Raw genomic sequence first — 17122 nt, forward strand, 5'->3', positions numbered from 1 at the left:
TTTGCCCATCTGAAAATTCGCACCGGGATGATCGGGGTGCTGCTGCTGTTCGTTATTGCACTGTTGTTCTCGACCCTGAACGGCTGGCGGTCGGCGGTACGCAGTCACGAGCACATTGACGAGTTGGGGCGTACCTCGCGACAAATCGACGGGATCAACAACGCGTTGCTGCTGGCAATCCGTACCAGCGCCAACGTGTCCTCGGCGTTCATCGAGACCGTCGGCGGGCGTTTCGACGACGCGGAAGCCCGGCTGGTGCGCAGTGAGGCGATCTGGAGTGACGCCATCGCCAAGGTCAATGCCTCGACCACAGACTTGCGTGACCCGCAGTTGAAGGCCCTCGCCGAAGATCTCAAGCGTGCGTTCGCCGTATACGGCACGGCCATCGTCGGACAACGCGCCGCCACGCGCGCGCGCTCCGCCGAAGAGTATTTTCAAGTCAACATCGATGCCGGCAACAGCATGACCAAGCTTCAGGAGATTCGCGTGAAGCTGGTCGGCGCGTTGGATGCCCGTGCCCAGGAGATCAACACGGAGGCGGCTGCGCGGCTGCAGACTTCGCAAACCCTGGCCATTGCCTTGATCCTGCTGACCCTGGCACTCGCTGTCGTCTGCTGGGTATTCATCTCGGGCACCGTCCTGCGCCCATTGCGCGCGGCCGGCGAGCACTTCAAGCGCATTGCCGGGGGCGATCTGACCCGCGAAGTCGTCTCGCCTGGCCGCAACGAAATTGGCGAATTGTTCCTTGAACTGCAACGCATGCAGGCCAGCCAGCGTGAAACACTGATCCAGATCGCTGACTCAGCAACGCAGTTGGCCTCAGCCGCTGAAGAACTCAACGCCGTCACCGAAGAAAGCAACCGTGGCCTCCAGCAGCAGGACATGCAGCTGGAACAGGCCGCGACCGCGGTGAACCAGATGACCAGTGCGGTCGAAGAGGTGGCGCGCAACGCGGTGTCGACTTCGCAAGCGGCCACCGCCTCCAATACGCTGTCGGAAAAGAGCCGTCAGCAGGTACGCGAAAACATCAGCGGTACGCAATCGATGACCGCCGAAATCCAGGGCAGCGCCGAGCGTATCCAGCACCTCGCCGATGAAGTGCGCAACATCGGCAAGGTGCTCGACGTGATCCGGGCCGTCTCGGAGCAGACCAACCTGCTGGCCCTCAACGCGGCGATCGAAGCGGCCCGGGCCGGTGAAGCCGGTCGGGGGTTTGCTGTCGTGGCCGACGAGGTACGCACCCTCGCCTACCGCACCCAGGAATCGACCCGCGAGATCGAACAGATGATTGCCAGCGTGCAGAGCACTGCCGAACACGCGGTGGATTCGATGCGCAGCAGCACGGCGCGGGCGCAAGGCACGCTGGAAATCACGCAGGCGTCGGGGGTGGTGCTGGAGGATATCTTCGCGGCCATCGGCCAGATCAACGAGCGCAACCTGGTGATTGCCAGTGCCGCCGAAGAACAGGCCCAGGTTGCCCGTGAGGTCGACAGCAACCTGTTGGCGATCCGCGACCTGTCGGCGCAATCCGCGGCGGGCGCCTTGCAGACCAACGCAGCGAGCCATGCGCTGTCACGCTTGGCTGCGGAGCTGAGCGGGCTGGTGGGACGCTTTCGGACTTGATCCTTGGCGTAAGACACACGCCGGCTTAGGGCATGCACGCAGCGGCTTTGTCGGAACCTGGACTTTTCACGACGACTGTCCGCAACGCACGTCCCGAATACTCGATAGAAATTGCCTGGTTTGGCGGTTGGATCGCAGACAGACGACGCGACATGTTGAGGGCGCCGTTGCCGCAAGCTGCCTCATCTTGGCACGCGCCGATTTACGGGTAGTCCACATGAAGTTGAAAAGCGCTAGAAGGTTCTTTAGCTGCTCTGGGCAATCCTCTGGAAGGTCGGGGCGAGTGCTACCACGCTGGGTCAAAGTTCTAAGAAACACACGCCAAAACCGAAGTACCGGCGACCGATCAATCCATATTAAGAGGTCGGCTCTGGCAATACGGTTATCCCAGGTGGCCGAATGGCCCCCTTCAAAAATCCACTGATCGCGAGCCTCGGCCTCGTGACAAAGGCGAGTCTTCTCATCAGCGTTTCGCTCAACCCATCCCGGTTGCCAATGGATCGTGTCGATATGAATGACCGGAAGACCTGTGTGCTTGCCCATCGCCCGAGCCAGCGTACTTTTGCCTGACCCTGGTTGGCCAATAATCATGACACGCTGCATAGGAGCCCCTGCGCATTGAACATCCTGATCATACTGAGCGACGCTGCCCCTCATTGGAACACTTCACAATCGAATCGTGTTGATTAGTGCTACGCGACGACGGGTGAAGTTCCAGGCAATAGGCGAAAGTAGAAGAACCGCGACAAGAAACGCCACCTGGGACAGGTAGAACGGCTCTAGCCACTGCTGGTTCAATGCGACGTAATAGGTGTTATGGGCGACGTCAGCCAGAATGAAGATCCCGTTGTGTGCTGTGTCGTCAGAAGCCGATAAGCATGTTGGCAACATGGCCCGCGATACTTGGGGCTCTCATTAAGTCTGCGCGTGCTGTAACCGTACCAGTCACGTAAAAACGCTTAATGGGCGACTGAACGGTGATCGATAGCGCGAAAAAAAGTAAGGTGTCTTGGACAGAGGTAACACGCGTGACTGGATGAACAGGCGCGCCTCACGCCCGCCAGGCCCGTGAGATAATCACGCGCTACGAGCGGACGACTCCGCCGAATAGATGACGGTTTGCGCGCTGTTCGCCGCAACGGTTTGCCGGGTGAAGTAGGTGTCGCCTTCGTCGGTCAGAATCTCATAGTCGACTTTTTGCGTGCTGCTGGCGTGTTTGATGATTTTCAGCACGCGCTGGAATTTCACGCTTTGCGTGCCGTTCTGGTTGGGCCCGGTCAGTACATTCACGCTTTGAAACCAGCCGGCGTGTTGCTTGTTGCTCACCAGCGCGTTGGTCATCGCCTCGGACCGCTCCAGGCGGGTGAAGCCCCACAGCGTCTGCTCCTCGACGGTTGCGTCGGGGGTGGCGGCGCCGGTAAACACGAAGATATTGATCGTCGGGCTGTCTTCACAAAAGAAGTCATACGGGACCAGGCCATCGACCATTTTCCTGCCGGGCACAAAGCCCTTTTTATGCACCTGAAACATCGCCACCTCCGCTCAAACAATGGCGACAAGTCTAATGAGCGGCGACGTACAGGGCGGTCAAGCCAATGTAATGTCGTGTAAAGATCGCGCGTTGTGCAGGTTGACCTCCACGGTCAGCCCGCCGCCTGACTCATTGCGTGCCGCGATGCTGCCGCCGTGCATCTGCACTGCCCGCGCGGCGATGGCCAAGCCCAGGCCAAAGCCGACGCTGGCATATCCGATTCGCACGCCGGAGAACGCGGATAAACAGGTGTTCCAGTTTTCCATGGGCCAGACGTTCTGACCATTTCAGCGGGTTAACGCGCTGCTCGCCGTCGCGGGATACCGGCGTTATGTTTTATCGCCTGGCTCCGATGGGGCCTCGGCGACGGTTGCGGATTCGCGAGGCACATACGGTTCTGGAATAGAGGGTGCGAGTGGGCGCCGTGTGAGGGCTGACCGGGACTTACCGCGAACTTTCTCTTCCCACTTGGCACGCTCCCGAGGGATGTCTTCGATCGGGATTTTCCTGTCCGTGCGCCTAAGTGCGATCAGTGCCACCACCAATACGGTTACGACAGCCGAGGATAGAATATCTAAAAGGTCCATGTTTCTTTCCGGTAGCCGTTGGCCGGCGATGGCTTGACTTCGTTGATGGTAGTTCGGCGAAGCAGAAAATTACTTTCCGATCGTTGTAAGAACACTATTCCAGGTTGTTTGTTTTCCTTAGTTGCGTAGGCGTTACACCGAGTTTGCTGCGCAGGACGCGGGTCAAATGCGCCTGATCTGAAAACCCACAATGATAGGCAATTTCCTTAATCGACAGTGTGCCGCTGTACAGCATTCGCTTGGCCCGTTCGATGCGCTGCTCGGTAACAAAGGTGTGTGGCGAACAGTCGAACGATTCGCTGAATTTCCTGGAAAATGTCCAGACGCCCAACCCTACGGCATCGGCCATTTCGTCCAGGCGTATGGACTCTTCCAGATGAGCATCGATGAACTCGAGCAAGTACTTTTTTTGCTGTTGCGACAGCCGCCCAGGTGCACTGGACTCTTTAAAGGTGACACTGGCGTAATGCCGTAGAAGGTGAATGGCCAACTGCATGCTCAAGGCTTCCACATACAATGCGCCACCAATCCCACGACTTCTTACTTCATTGGTAATTGCGCCGACAATAGCCGTGAGGATCGTGTCTTGGGTACGGAGCAGATCATGCAGGCGCACCTCTTCAATCGGACGCTCCATAACATCCATGGCCACACGAGACATCAGCGCATTGGAAAGATAGAGATGAGAAACATCAATGTCTTGCGTCCAGTTCCAATGGGAGTCCTGTGACATCGTAAGCAGGGAAATATCGCCCGGCGCGCAAGCGGTACGTGTCCAGCCCTCATCCACACAACGATCCATTGGTGTGTGGCCGCCAAAGTAATAAACGATCATGAAATGATCAAGGGGTGGAATGAGGACGTCCTGACCTTTATATCGATATGAGCGTTGCTGCATATCTTTCCATCCGAGTTCTTCGCTTGAGCTGAGAACTACGCCTGGCACCCACTTGAGAAGTTCCTTTGGGGTAATGACGGTCGGCATACTTGAAGTCTCACTTGAGGGCCGTCACCTTGGCTCTTATTGCGCTCCTACGCAAATTTGAAAGCACTCGAGAGATGGCCGTGGAGTATTGTTTTTATTAGTATTTACAGCTCACCAGAATACTAGCATGGGATGAGCAGTGTCGAAAAAAATATCCAACGTTATGCGACTTAAGTGATTATAAAAAACCGAACACAGGGATTAAATGGCTATAAAGCGTGACCGAGATGATTTGCATGGGTTGAAGGTTGCGGACGTTTCCCGCCCCGCTAAAAAAACGGCCACCGCCGGGCGGCCGTAAAGGGGCTGCGAGAAGTGATTCTCGCAACGGAGCGACGGCTGTCAGGCCACCACCGCCCTGGTGATGTCTTCGCTGATTTTCCTGGCGTAGCCGGCGTTGCTCAGTGACTTAGAATACGTAAAGCAATCGAAGATTGACGCGAGACTCTTCCTTGAAGCCATTTTCAACTGAAAGGTCTCGCCCCAATGTCGCAAGCAACTGAGCTTTCGGCGTCACGAAATAAGACCCGCCCAGCACTATTTTTGCTTGACGGCTTTCATCTTCCAGTTCGGTTCCGTCAACTTTCCTCTGCCCGCCCCATAGCCGGGAATAACCGACATGCATAGCCGCGCGCTCACTGAACATGTACCTGATGAATCCCTGCATCTGATACTGCGGGTCCTGCTTCAGCGTCAGGTCGCGGGAGGAATAACGATCGTTGTCGCCGAAAAAAGTCACGTCAGCGACGAAATCCAGAATGACGCGGCTGCCGATGCCGTGCATGTATCCGCCCTGCAAGACATACTTCCATCGGTTCTCCCCAATATTCAACTCTTTATTCTTGTTGTAGTCGCCTATTGGCAAAAAAAGATATTGAGTGACGGCCAATGCGCGGTTTGTTGAAGGGTCCTGATGGATCCAGACCGCATTGGCCAGAATCGGATCGCCCATTCCGCTTTCGCTGCCCATGCCTTTTATATCGCCACCGGCCGACAGGTGGCCAAAAGGCAATAGCAGTTGGATATTCGTCAGGACGCCTGCAAACGCTTGATAGCTGACCCCCCTCAGAATACTGACATCCGAGTACAGGTTATATTTGTCGCTTAACTGATTGCCGCGCACGTAATAATCATGGCGTTCTGCATGCTGTAAATACAGCAGCCCGAGCTGTGTGCCGTCTGGCATTGGCGTATAGTCGCCAGGATCGACATCCAGTGCGTGGCACACAATCGGAAGTTGTAGACCAAGCATTAAAGTCGCCAACTGAAACGCATACATAATTCGGCAGTGGCTATTGTTTTTCCTCAGGCAGTCGACGCTAGCAGCAGAACTCGACTTGAGCGTATTGGCCGCGCGCAAAGCATGTGCTGTTGTTATTATTTTCATCTTCAACCCTGTTTTTTTTAAAATTGTTCTGGGTCTAGCACAGGTGCCCTGTGCTATTTTTTTGAAGCTTGTTTCAATGTGTCGGGGACGAAAGCAGCTCTGCCAGATGGGCGTCCAGTTGATTGAGCATTTGCGTATCGGTGCCAAAAAGTCCGAGGTGACCGTCGATTGATTGCAATGGCCTGAACTCGCTGTTCGGGATCATTTTCTGCTCCGACAGACAATCGTCCACGGTAAAGAACTGGTCATGTGAGATGGGCATGACATAGGTTTTCGCTCGGATTCGCCCCAGGGCCGCCGCAAGATCACCGCCCGTGTTTCGACTGACATCGCCCCGTTGCCATTTCCAGGCCATGGTCAGGAGGTTGTTAGGGTCCATTGCCGCAAAGTAGTTCGTCATAAAGCTGTCGACGAATACCTGCATCGACTCGAAACCCAGCGCCTTATGCCGCTCGGCGCGGAAGAACGCGGTACTCCAGCCCATCAATGTCCAAACTTTCGCGTGGCGCTTGAGCCCGGCCGCCACTGCCGCCGATGAGCCGTATAAGCCAGCCCGGAAGGCCGGATCGGTGGTTATCGCATCAATCAGTATTTCGCTGAACAGGAAGTCATGTTCGCTATTGCGCGCGGTGCCCGCTATGGCTGCGGCGCGTTTGACAAAGTCTGGATAGCGCACGGCCCACTCGTAGGTTTGCTGTGCGCCCATCGATCCCCCGAGCACTAACGCCAGGCTCTCGATGCCAAAGTATTCGGTGAGCAATGTGTGCTGGGCACTGACGTCATCGCCAATTCTGACATTCGGGAACCCAGGGCCAGCCAATGAACCGCCGGTGTTACTCGCAGAGCTGGAAAGACCGTTACCGATCTGGTTGACGACGATGATGCAGTATTTCGCAGGGTCCAGCGCCCGCCCTTCGCCGATGTAGATCTGCTCCATCGCCTTGCTTGTGCCGGAATACCAAGTGGGAACCAGTATGGCGTTAGTCTTGTCGGCGTTCAGGGTGCCATGTACGGCTACGGCCAGCTGACATTCAGGAATGCACGAGCCTTCTTCAAGCTGAAGCGCTCCGATGTTGATCAGTTCAAAAGGACCGTGATGTTCCTGGGAGTAATAGTTGTTCATTTCAGGTTACCTCGAATATCCAGCTGTCACGGCGCAATAGAGAGTCGGAGTGACAGCTGCAATCAATGAGCAGTCGTTCGACCTCAAGCCATTTCAAAGCCTGGGTAACCCTGTGCGGCTATTTCGTCGCAGCGGCGATGATAATTACCGACGCCGCCGATATACGATACAAGTCGGCGCGGTTTTCCATCGACGTTGGAGCCCATGTACCAAGAGTCGGTTTTGACGACCAGGGTCTTCGCCGCCGTCTCGTCGTGATGCTGTACCCAGTCGTCCTCGAACTCTTTGGAGGCTTCCACGACTTGTTTGCCGTGCTGGATGGCAAACTCAATGCATCCGGTGATCCAGTCCACCTGCTGCTGCAGGCAAGTGGTCATGTTGCAAAGTGCCGCCGACGGTGCCAACGGCGCACCGGTGGTGAACAGGTTGGGGTAGCCATGGATCTGCAGCCCCATCGATGTACGGATTTCTTGTTTCCACTGCTCCCTCAACGACCGGTTATCGCGCCCTCGAATGTCGATCCGGCTGAGTGCGCCGGAGCCTGCATCGAAACCCACGGCCAGCACGATGATGTCTACCTCGTGAATCTTTCCATCCGCGGTCTGGATCCCCTCCGGCACAATGCGCTCGATCGGCGACTGCTTGCAGTCGACCGCCTCGACGTTGGGTTGCAGATAGACTTCAAGGTACTTGCTTTCCAGCGGTACGCGATGGGTGCCGAAGCCATAGTCGGTCGGGATCAGCAGGTTGCAGAGATCTGGCCTCGACTGCAGGCGCTCACGCATCTTGATACGCACGAACTCCGACACGACTTCATTGACCTGTTCGTCAAAGAACATTTCGGGAAACGACGCCAGCCACATGGCCAAAGAGCCATCCTCCCAGAGTTGTTCAAGCACGGCTTGTCGCTCGTCGGGGGTTTTCTCGGCCCAGGGGCCGGCGTCGAAGTCATAGTCGAAACCGGCAAAGGTCTCTCGCACGCGCTTCTTGAGCTGGTGGAATTGGGTGCCCCACTTTTCCCAGTCTTCTTTGCTGTACTTAGGGTTCCTCATCGGAATCACATACTGCGGGGTACGCACGAAGACCTTCATCGATCCCACCGCCGGAGCGATGGTCTGGATCACCTGAATACCGGTGGCGCCAGTGCCTACCACGGCCACGCGCTTGCCGTTGAAGTCCACGGGGTCTTTTGGCCACAGGCCGGTGTGATAGATCTGACCGTTGAAGTCGGTTTGGCCGGGGAACCGATCGGACAGCGGAGCGGACAGCATCCCGCAGCAAGAGATCAGATATTGCGTATTGATCGTTTCGCCGGCCTCGGTTGTCACCCTCCAGTGCCCGCTCTCTTCGCAGAAGTGCGCGGCAGCGATGCGGGTGTTGAACTGGATATCTTTCTTGAGGTCGAGCCGATTCGCGACGAAGTTCAGCCACTGCTCTGTTTCGGGCTGAGCCGGGAAACGCTCGGTGGGTTGCCAGGACTTATAGAGTTCTTCAGAGAACCAGTACTGATAAATTTCTGCCTGAGAGTCAAACCGCGCACCGGGGTAACGATTCCAATACCATGTGCCGCCCACTCCGGAAGCCGTATCGTAGGCGCGGACCGTCAAGCCCATCTCACGAAGTCGATACAACTGGTAGAGGCCAGCTACCCCTGCACCAATCACCATTGCGTCCAAGTACGTGACTTTGCCGTTTTCGGCAGACACAGCGGCGAGTTTAGATTGAGCACTCATTTTGAAGCCTCATATTGTTATGTTTATATTTGCCTTTACTTACTTGCTGCCAGGCAATGCTTAAGGCACGGATAAACGATAACAACCGAGGCGCGTTCTACTCTTGAAGGAAATGGTGAATAGCTTGAACAATCCGGTGCGATTAACCGGGCTTCGTCGAGGCCTACACCAGATCGGAAGACCCGTCTGATTGAGGCCCCCGCGAGCTCCCGCTAAAGCGCATCCGACTCGCGGCTGGCAACCTGTATCACCTCGCATGGGCGACTCTTGACCCACAGCCCAAACTCTTTCATTACCGCAACGACCGGTTCCAACCGTCGCCCGTCCACGGTGAGTTCGTACTCAACCGTCACGGGCACGGTGGGGAATACCGTCCGTTTGACCAGCCCGGCTTGCTCAAGGGCGCGCAAATCGAGGGTCAGCATGCGTTGCGAAATAGCCGGAATGTCGCGCCTCAGCGCATTAAAACGCTTCGGCCCATCGAGCAGGTAGGACGCAAGAAGCAGGCGCCAGCGGCCACCCAACAAACGCATCGCTTCTTCGACCGAGCAGCCGGAGATGTTGTCTTTCATGGTCAGAGTCCTGGCCGGGTGTAGGTATATTTTTTGTACCTATACTACAAAATAGTGCGTTCTTCCTATTTTATACCGGGCATCTAGAATCAGCTGAAGCGCGCTCTCCATTGGATTGACAGCGCTCCCCCTGTTCTGGAGTTTGCCAATGAAGTTGTACTACATTCCCGCGTCTTGCTCGCTTTCGCCCCACATCGTTCTGAATGAATTGGGGCTCGATGCCACGCTGATCAAGGTCGATCACAAGACGCACCTTACCGAATCGGGCGCCAACTACTTCGAGGTCAACCGTCTGGGCTACGTACCCGCCATCGAGCTGGACGATGGCACGCTCCTGCGTGAAGGCCCGGCAATCGTGCAGTATTTGGGCGACCTGAAGCCGGCGCTTGGGCTGGTTCCCGCTCATGGCACCCTCGATCGATACCGACTTCAGGAATGGCTGAGCTTCCTGTCGTCTGAGATTCACAAGGGCTACATTCCGCTGTTGTACGCCACACTCGCAGGTCAATACGTCGAGACTGCCAAGCCAAAGCTGGAAAAGCGCTTCGCCTGGATCGACGAACAATTGAGTACCCGTCCATACCTCATGGGCGATGCCTTCACGGTGGCGGATGCCTATCTGTTCGCATTGACCGACTGGGGCCAGGCCTCTTGGCTGACCAGCTATTACAAGGCCGACATCCACTTCGAGCACTTGCATAACCTCCGGGCCTGGTATGACCGGGTCAAGGTGCGTCCTGCGGTGCGCAAAGCATTGCGAGACGAAGGCCTTGCGTGAAAGGCCTCACGTGCCGATGTTGCCCCGCTCGGCCTCATCGCTCGGTAACCGCTGCGTCTGCACCGCCAGCACATGCCGAATCGTCGCCAGCACCGCATCCGGGCTGAGGCTCATTGAGTCGATGCCAATCGACACCAAAAACTCCGCCATCTCGGGATAATCCGACGGCGCCTGCCCGCAGATTCCCGAGTGTCGGCCGTTACGCTTGGCGCCTTCTACCGCCAGGCGAATCATCTGCTTGACGCCCGGGTCGCGCTCATCGAAATCGAAGGCGACGATTTCCGAGTCGCGGTCCACGCCGAGCGTCAACTGGGTCAGGTCGTTGGAACCGATCGAGAAGCCGTCGAACAGTTTGGCGAACGCGTCGATCTGGATCACGTTGTTGGGTATTTCGCACATGATGTAGACCTCCAGCCCGTTTTCTCCGCGCTGCAGGCCATGGCTGGCCATGGTCGCCAATACCCTTTCGCCCTCCGCCACGGTGCGGCAAAACGGGATCATCAACTTGATGTTGGTGAGGCCAATGTGTTCGCGCGCCCATTTCATCGCCGCGCACTCCAGCGCAAACCCTTCGGCATAAGCCGGATGGCTGTACCGGGACGCGCCGCGAAAACCGATCATCGGGTTGTGTTCTACCGGCTCGAAATACTGCCCACCCAGCAGGGTCGCGTACTCATTGCTCTTGAAGTCGCTCATGCGTACCACGCACGGTTTTGGGTACACCGCTGCGGCAATGGTGGCGACGCCTTCGGCCAAGGTCTTGATGAAAAAATCCGTAGGGTCTGCATGCGCGGCGCTCAGCACGTCGATTTTTTCACGGGTGGCGTCATCCAGCTTTTCCGGGTGGACAAGGGCCATCGGATGGACCTTGATGCATTCATTGATGATGAACTCCATGCGCGCCAGACCGATACCGTCGACCGGCAGCGAGGCCAGGCTGAAGGCCTGGTCGGGGTTGGCCAGGTTCATCATGATGTGCGTGTCGGGATGCCCGAGTTGGCTGAGGTCCGTTTCCTCGACATCAAAATCCAGGATGCCGTCGTAGACCGTTCCGATTTCGCCTTCGGCGCAACTGACGGTCAACAAGGCGCCGGTTTTGATTGTCGCTGCCGCATTGGTGGCGCCCACGATCGCGGGAATACCCAGCTCGCGCGCCACGATGGCCGCGTGGCAGGTGCGTCCGCCGCGGTTCGTCACAATCGCGGCGGCGGTTTTCATCACCGGTTCCCAATCCGGAGTCGTGGCTTCGGAGACCAGCACTTCGCCCGGTTGAAACTCGCTGAGCTGTTTCACGTCGTTGACGATACGGGCCTTCCCGGCGCCGATGCGGGTGCCGACCGCCTTCCCCTTGAGCAGCACTGGCGAGCGTTGCTTGAGGTGATAGATCTGCAGCACGCTGCCTTTTTTCTGCGAGGCCACCGTTTCGGGGCGCGCCTGGACCATATACAAGTGGCCATCGATCCCGTCTTTCGCCCACTCCATGTCCATGGGTTTGTAGAAACCGGCTTTGCTCGAATAGTGGTTTTCAACCTTGATGGCATAGTCAGCCAGGACCATCACGTCCCCGTCAGAGAGGCAAAAGCGCGTTTGTTCTTCGTCGGGTGTTTCGATATTCGCGGTGTACTCCTGCGCGATGTTCCCGGTATTGAGGGTATCGGTAAACACCATCTTCTTTTCTTTGCTGCCCAGGCTACGCTTGAGCACGCCACGATAACCGGCGACGAAGCTGGGTTTGTGTACGTAGAAACTGTCCGGGGCCAGCGCGCCCTGCACCACATTCTCCCCAAGCCCCCACGCGGCGTTGATGAACACGACATCCTTGAAGCCGGTTTCCGTATCCAGGGAAAACATCACGCCGCTGGCACCGAGATCACTGCGCACCATTTTCATGATGACGACGGCGAGATCGACTTTGAAGCAATCAAAGCCGTTGTCGTATTTGTAATGGATCGACCGATCGGTGAAGTTCGAGGCCAGGCAACGCTTGTAGGCATCGAGCAGCGCATCTTCATTGGCGATATTGAGATAGGTCTCGTTCTGCCCGGCAAATGAGGCCTGCGGCGAGTCCTCGGCGGTTGCCGAGGAGCGCACGGCCAGTGAAAGGCTGTTGCCGTATTCGCGCTTGAGCTGGGCGTAGCTGTGCAGTATCGCGCTCTTCAGGTCTTCCGGCAGCGTACAGCCATACACAATCGCCCGCGCCCGTTTGCCGCGGGCTTGCAGGTCCTTGATGTCGTTGGGGTCGAGGCCGTCGAGCGCGGCATGCAGCGGCGCCCACGCCTTGTTGTGCTCAAGGACATAACGGTACGCGTCTGAAGTAACGGCAAACCCGTTGGGTACGCGGATGCCCTGGCCTGTCAGGTTCTGGTACATCTCTCCCAGCGAGGCGTTCTTGCCACCGACCTGTGCGACGTCGTTGATACCCAAGTCCTTGAACCAACGAATGTGCGGCTGTGAATGGGTCACGATATCTCTCCATTGAGTGAGGGGGCCGCCAGGGATACCCGATTGGCCTTCAGCAATCGCAGATACAGGGCGCTGTAAGGCTTTATGGCTTGGTGCCAATCGAACGGCTTGCGCATGGCGCGGCAGCGCATTGCATTGAGCAGCTCAGGGTTGGCGAACACCTTGATCGCCCGCGTCAGTGCTGCCGCGTAGCTTTCCACGGTGGGCTCCTCGAACAGAAAACCGCTCACGCCATCTTCGATCGTGTCGGCCAGCCCACCGGTATTACGGGCTACCGGTAATGAGCCGAAACGCTGCGCATACATCTGGCTCAGGCCGCACGGTTCATAGCGCGACGGCATGAGCAGGAAGTCACTGCCGGCAAACATGCGCCGGGCATCCGTTTCGTTGAAGCCGATAAGCACACCGACCTGGCCCGGGAAGCGCTGGGCCAGCTCCCGTGCGGCCTCCTCTTCCTGCGGTTCGCCACGGCCGATGATGACGATCTGCCCGCCCTGCCTGACGATGTGCCCGGCAACGCCAATGGTCAGATCCAGGCCTTTCTGGAAGACCAGGCGCGATACCACCGCGAACAGAGGCCCCGTCGACGGCTTGAGATTGAACAACTGACGGACATAGTGGGCGTTCACCGCCTTGCCGAGCCAATCGTTAGCGGCAAACCGGCAGATCAAGTGCTCATCGGTTTCGGCGTCCCAACTGGCGTCGATACCATTGGCAATGCCGCTGAGCAGCCCTTGTTCGGCTTTGCTCTGCAGAAAGCCGTCCAGGCCGCAACCGAACGCTGGCGTGGTGATTTCCCGGGCGTAGGTCGCGCTGACGGTGGTGATGTGGTTGGCATAGGCCATGCCGGCCTTGAGCAATGAGAGCTTGCCGTAGAACTCCATACCGTCCGAGGCCAGCGCGTGCTCGGGGATGCCCAGTTCGCGCCGGGAACCGCTGCTGACCATGCCTTGATAGGCAAGGTTATGGATGGTGAAAATGCTCGGCGTGGCCTGCCCACGCCAGCGCATGTACGCCGGCGCGAGGCCGGCCGGCCAATCATGCGCGTGTACCAGCTCCGGACGCCACTGGCACTTCACCGCGCCTGCGGCGAAGTCGGCCGCTGCCAGGCCAAGACGGGCAAACCGGATATGGTTATCCGGCCAGTCACGGCCATTGTTATCCCCGTAAGGAGTGCCTTCACGCTCATACAGTTCAGGACAGATCACCAGGTAAATGACCAGGCCATCCGTCATGTCCATCCGCCCGATCTTGCACGCCGGCAATGCCGCATGGCCCTCCAGCTCGCTGATCACATGGACCGGATTTCCGCTGTTGAGCACTTGCGGGTAACCCGGCATCAACACGCGCACATCGTGCAGGGGATGCAGGGCCCGGGGCAATGCCGCCGATACATCGCCGAGCCCGCCGGTTTTCACGAGGCCGGCCAATTCGGAGGTCACGAACAGGACCTTGGCCCTGGCCGCCACGCTGGTAATGGGCAGCGAAACCGGCGCTAGCGCCAGCGGATCAACAGTCGAGGTAACCCATTCACTGACCGGCAGGTTGAAACGTTCAGCCTGCGGGGAAATGGCGGCTGTGCCCATGATCCTTTTCCTTTTTGTTGAGTCGAGAGTGCGGGGAGACGGTTAAGTCGGTCGCATGAGTATCTGGGGTTGCTCCCGATGGCCTCTGATCTTTATCAACAAATGCGCTTTGCTGCCGCGTGGGACAGCGCTCGTTGCGATAGGTGATGCTCTCGGTGTTCACCGTTCTTCTGCTATTGGCCGCCAGGCTTTACCCCGGTTTGGCTCGCTGACAATAGGCGCATCGCAGCTCAACGCTGCCACGCAATCAATGGGTTTTCCGCTGGCAGAAAGGCATCCGCGTGCCAGGCGCGAACCCTCGGAGTGTAGTGCTCCAGTGGGCGCGTGGCAGCGACCGAAATGGAATAGATATAACCCTGGATGGCGCCCGGAATCACATCGACGGCTTTCATCAGCAAGCACTCTGCGGGGTACTCGTCGCACAGGCCGCCATAGAGTTCCACCTTGACCCACAGAGGCGAGATCTCACCCAAATAGACCGGCACGCGAACGCACAGGCAGTCGCCATCGCGATGCCCCTCGACCGCGCCGAAGTGAATATTGTCCCAGGCCGCCGTCAGCGCCTTCTGCCAGGCATGGAGCGTGCGCGCCAGTGCCGCGTTATCCTCGCGGCGGCGTCGAAACGCCTGAATCGCCGGTTGGTAAAGATGTTCCAGGTATTCCTGCAGCATGCGATTGCTGCTGTAGTACGGCCCCAGCTGCGACATGCTGGCGCGCATGCGTTGCACCCAGTCGCGTGGAATACCCTGTGCATCGCGTGAATAGAACGTGGGGACGACCTCGTTTTCCAACAGGCCGTACAAGCGCTCGGCGTCGACGTCGTCATCGCTCGGCGCGTCATCCCCGATCGCCCAGCCATAGGCGGGCTGGTACGCTTGTGCCCACCAACCATCGAGTTCCGAGAGGTTCAACCCGCCGTTGACGAGCACCTTCATGCCACTGGTGCCGCAGGCTTCCCAGGGCCGACGCGGGGTGTTGATCCAGACATCGACGCCTTGCACCAGGTGTTGGGCCATTTCCAGGTCGTAGTCTTCCAGGAACACCACATGCCGGCGCAGCCCCGGGCGATGCACGAAGTCGAGCCATGCCTGGATCAGTTGCTTGCCGCGCTCATCGGCGGGATGAGCCTTGCCAGCGATGAGCAGTTGTACCGGATGCTGCTCGTTGGTTAACAGCCGCGCCAGGCGGTCGCTGTCGTGCAGCAGCAGGTTCGGGCGCTTATAGTCGGTGAAGCGTCGCGCAAACCCGAGCGTGAGGCAGTTGGGGTCAAACACCTGCCCGCCCTCCGCCACCTGCTGCGCCGACTCGCCACGCTGCTCGAGCTGCCAGGCCAGGCGCTTGCGCGCATAGTTCACCAGGTCGCGCCGTTGCTCGGCAGCCATGTTCCACAAGGCCTCGTCGTCATTGTTGGCGACCGTCGCCGGCAGCAACTCGACTGCGCCGCGCCAACGCTCCTTGCCGCAGCTTGTGGTCCACAGATGATCGGACCACATTGAGTCCCAGGACGGCACATGCACACCGTTGGTGACATGCCCCACCGGTATCTCTTGAACAGGCCAGCGGGGATACAAATCGCTGAATAGCCGTCGGCTGACCTCGCCGTGCAAGCGGCTCACGCCATTGGCTTGAGCGCACCCACGCAGCGCCAGAAAAGCCATGTTGAAGGGTTCATCCGCATCCGACGGATTGCGTCGGCCCAACGCCAGCAACTCGTGCGATGTGAGGCGGCAGTCGTCGAGATAGCCGCGGGCATACTTGAGTACCAGTTCCGCGGAAAACACATCGAAACCCGCAGCCACTGGCGTATGGGTCGTAAACACGTTGCCTGCCCGCGTCGCCCACCAGGCTTCCTGGAACGATGTGCCCTTCTGATGCATGAAGCGCCGGGCACGCTCCAGCACCAGCAGTGCAGCATGACCTTCGTTGAGGTGGCACACATCGACATTGATCGCCAACGCTTCGAGTGTGGCCCAGCCGCCGATGCCAAGCACCACTTCCTGCAGCAAGCGCATCTCCGAACCGCCGCCGTACAACTTCGAGGTGATGCCACGGTCGCTGGCGCCGTTGAGCAGGTCATTACTGTCGAGCAGGTACAGGCTGGTACGCCCGACGATGGCCTGCCACACGCGTAAATACAGGGTCCGGCCGGGAAGCGCCAAGGGGATTTTCAACCACGCGCCGTCCTGTCCAAACGTCGGCTGGATCGGCAGGCTGGTGGGGTCGTTATAGGGGTAGGCCTCCTGCTGGCGCCCCATCGCGTCGATGGATTGTCGAAAATAGCCTTCCTGATAGAGCAACCCCACCCCGAGCACCGGTACGCCCATGTCGCTTGCCGTCTTCAGGTAATCCCCGGCCAGCACACCGAGCCCGCCGGCATAAAGCGCCAGCGCCTCGCTCAGGCCGAATTCCATGCTGAAGTAGGCGATCCGCTTGGAATCGCCGGCGCTTGTCTGCTGCGCATACCAACCCGGCTCGCTGAGGTAGTGCCGATGCTCTTCGATGGCGTGCGCGAGGGTTTGCGAGAACGTCGCATCTCGGCAGAGTTCTCCTAGCCGGTGCGGCGAGGTGTTCTGCAGTATCAACCAGGGGTTGTGGGTACGCTCCCACAGCTGCGGGTCGATGCTTTTCCAGAGCTCATCGAGCGCATGGTTCCAGGTCCAGCGCAGGTTAAGCGCAAGCTCGGTCAATGCGCGCAACTGCTCTGGCAGTTCGCGTGGCAAGAATGCATACACGTCGACACCTCAAGGCGATAGT

At 58.3% G+C, this 17122-nt stretch carries 12 protein-coding genes and 2 pseudogenes; 3 read left to right on the forward strand and 11 right to left on the reverse strand.

Features of this window, described 5'->3' with window-relative positions; genetic code table 11:
* Positions 1–462: 462 nt before the first annotated feature.
* Positions 463–759, forward strand: a pseudogene (locus MOQ67_RS16535) (HAMP domain-containing protein); the annotation flags it as partial.
* Positions 760–882: 123 nt separating this feature from the next.
* Positions 883–1623 (forward strand): methyl-accepting chemotaxis protein, encoded by a 741-nt coding sequence (locus MOQ67_RS16540; protein WP_448675950.1) that lies wholly within the window; start codon positions 883–885, stop codon positions 1621–1623.
* A 66-nt stretch (positions 1624–1689) separates the two neighbouring features.
* Here MOQ67_RS16540 and MOQ67_RS16545 read toward each other — a convergent pair whose 3' ends face one another.
* The 8 genes and pseudogenes from MOQ67_RS16545 to MOQ67_RS16580 all read right to left on the reverse strand — a co-directional run bounded on the left by MOQ67_RS16545 (position 1690) and on the right by MOQ67_RS16580 (position 9541).
* Entirely contained in the window at positions 1690–2226 is a 537-nt protein-coding gene (locus MOQ67_RS16545) for an AAA family ATPase (protein ID WP_232925446.1), read from the reverse strand.
* A 474-nt stretch (positions 2227–2700) separates the two neighbouring features.
* Positions 2701–3153, reverse strand: a complete 453-nt coding sequence (locus tag MOQ67_RS16550) for a hypothetical protein (protein ID WP_126585261.1) — start codon at positions 3151–3153, stop codon at positions 2701–2703.
* A gap of 57 nt (positions 3154–3210) precedes the next feature.
* Positions 3211–3366 (reverse strand): annotated as a pseudogene (locus MOQ67_RS16555) (ATP-binding protein); the annotation flags it as partial.
* Positions 3367–3835: 469 nt separating this feature from the next.
* Positions 3836–4726, reverse strand: a complete 891-nt coding sequence (locus tag MOQ67_RS16560) for a helix-turn-helix domain-containing protein (protein ID WP_448675526.1) — start codon at positions 4724–4726, stop codon at positions 3836–3838.
* Positions 4727–5135: 409 nt separating this feature from the next.
* Complete coding sequence (locus tag MOQ67_RS16565) at positions 5136–6113, reverse strand: transporter (protein ID WP_232925590.1); 978 nt, start codon at positions 6111–6113, stop codon at positions 5136–5138.
* A gap of 73 nt (positions 6114–6186) precedes the next feature.
* Entirely contained in the window at positions 6187–7236 is a 1050-nt protein-coding gene (locus tag MOQ67_RS16570) for an alpha/beta fold hydrolase (RefSeq protein ID WP_193040401.1), read from the reverse strand.
* A gap of 83 nt (positions 7237–7319) precedes the next feature.
* Positions 7320–8969: a flavin-containing monooxygenase gene (locus MOQ67_RS16575; RefSeq protein ID WP_102618221.1), complete on the reverse strand. Its 1650-nt coding sequence runs from the start codon at positions 8967–8969 to the stop codon at positions 7320–7322.
* A 212-nt stretch (positions 8970–9181) separates the two neighbouring features.
* On the reverse strand, positions 9182–9541 hold the full coding sequence (locus MOQ67_RS16580; RefSeq protein WP_046489568.1) for a winged helix-turn-helix transcriptional regulator: 360 nt from the start codon (positions 9539–9541) through the stop codon (positions 9182–9184).
* A gap of 148 nt (positions 9542–9689) precedes the next feature.
* Between MOQ67_RS16580 and gstA the strand changes: the two genes are divergently transcribed.
* Positions 9690–10319 (forward strand): glutathione transferase GstA, encoded by a 630-nt coding sequence (gene gstA, locus MOQ67_RS16585; RefSeq protein WP_198718248.1) that lies wholly within the window; start codon positions 9690–9692, stop codon positions 10317–10319.
* 6 nt (positions 10320–10325) lie between these two features.
* Here gstA and ppsA read toward each other — a convergent pair whose 3' ends face one another.
* The 3 genes from ppsA to glgP all read right to left on the reverse strand — a co-directional run bounded on the left by ppsA (position 10326) and on the right by glgP (position 17100).
* Positions 10326–12782, reverse strand: a complete 2457-nt coding sequence (gene ppsA / locus MOQ67_RS16590; protein WP_198718247.1) for a phosphoenolpyruvate synthase — start codon at positions 12780–12782, stop codon at positions 10326–10328.
* On the reverse strand, positions 12779–14368 hold the full coding sequence (glgA, locus tag MOQ67_RS16595; protein ID WP_198718246.1) for a glycogen synthase GlgA: 1590 nt from the start codon (positions 14366–14368) through the stop codon (positions 12779–12781). Before glgA ends, ppsA begins: the two co-directional genes overlap by 4 nt.
* A gap of 230 nt (positions 14369–14598) precedes the next feature.
* The gene (glgP, locus tag MOQ67_RS16600; RefSeq protein ID WP_198718245.1) at positions 14599–17100 is read right to left on the reverse strand and encodes an alpha-glucan family phosphorylase; all 2502 of its coding nucleotides are present in this window, start codon (positions 17098–17100) and stop codon (positions 14599–14601) included.
* Between the last annotated feature and the right edge of the window lie 22 nt (positions 17101–17122).

The sequence above is a fragment of the Pseudomonas sp. LY-1 genome, assembly GCF_053502595.1.

Coding starts and splice junctions, on each gene's coding strand:
- MOQ67_RS16540 (WP_448675950.1), top strand. CDS start 883: ATGCAGCTGGAACAGGCCGCGACCGCGGTGAACCAGATGACCAGTGCG.
- MOQ67_RS16545 (WP_232925446.1), bottom strand. CDS start 2,226: ATGCAGCGTGTCATGATTATTGGCCAACCAGGGTCAGGCAAAAGTACG.
- MOQ67_RS16550 (WP_126585261.1), bottom strand. CDS start 3,153: ATGTTTCAGGTGCATAAAAAGGGCTTTGTGCCCGGCAGGAAAATGGTC.
- MOQ67_RS16560 (WP_448675526.1), bottom strand. CDS start 4,726: ATGCCGACCGTCATTACCCCAAAGGAACTTCTCAAGTGGGTGCCAGGC.
- MOQ67_RS16565 (WP_232925590.1), bottom strand. CDS start 6,113: ATGAAAATAATAACAACAGCACATGCTTTGCGCGCGGCCAATACGCTC.
- MOQ67_RS16570 (WP_193040401.1), bottom strand. CDS start 7,236: ATGAACAACTATTACTCCCAGGAACATCACGGTCCTTTTGAACTGATC.
- MOQ67_RS16575 (WP_102618221.1), bottom strand. CDS start 8,969: ATGAGTGCTCAATCTAAACTCGCCGCTGTGTCTGCCGAAAACGGCAAA.
- MOQ67_RS16580 (WP_046489568.1), bottom strand. CDS start 9,541: ATGAAAGACAACATCTCCGGCTGCTCGGTCGAAGAAGCGATGCGTTTG.
- gstA (WP_198718248.1), top strand. CDS start 9,690: ATGAAGTTGTACTACATTCCCGCGTCTTGCTCGCTTTCGCCCCACATC.
- glgA (WP_198718246.1), bottom strand. CDS start 14,368: ATGGGCACAGCCGCCATTTCCCCGCAGGCTGAACGTTTCAACCTGCCG.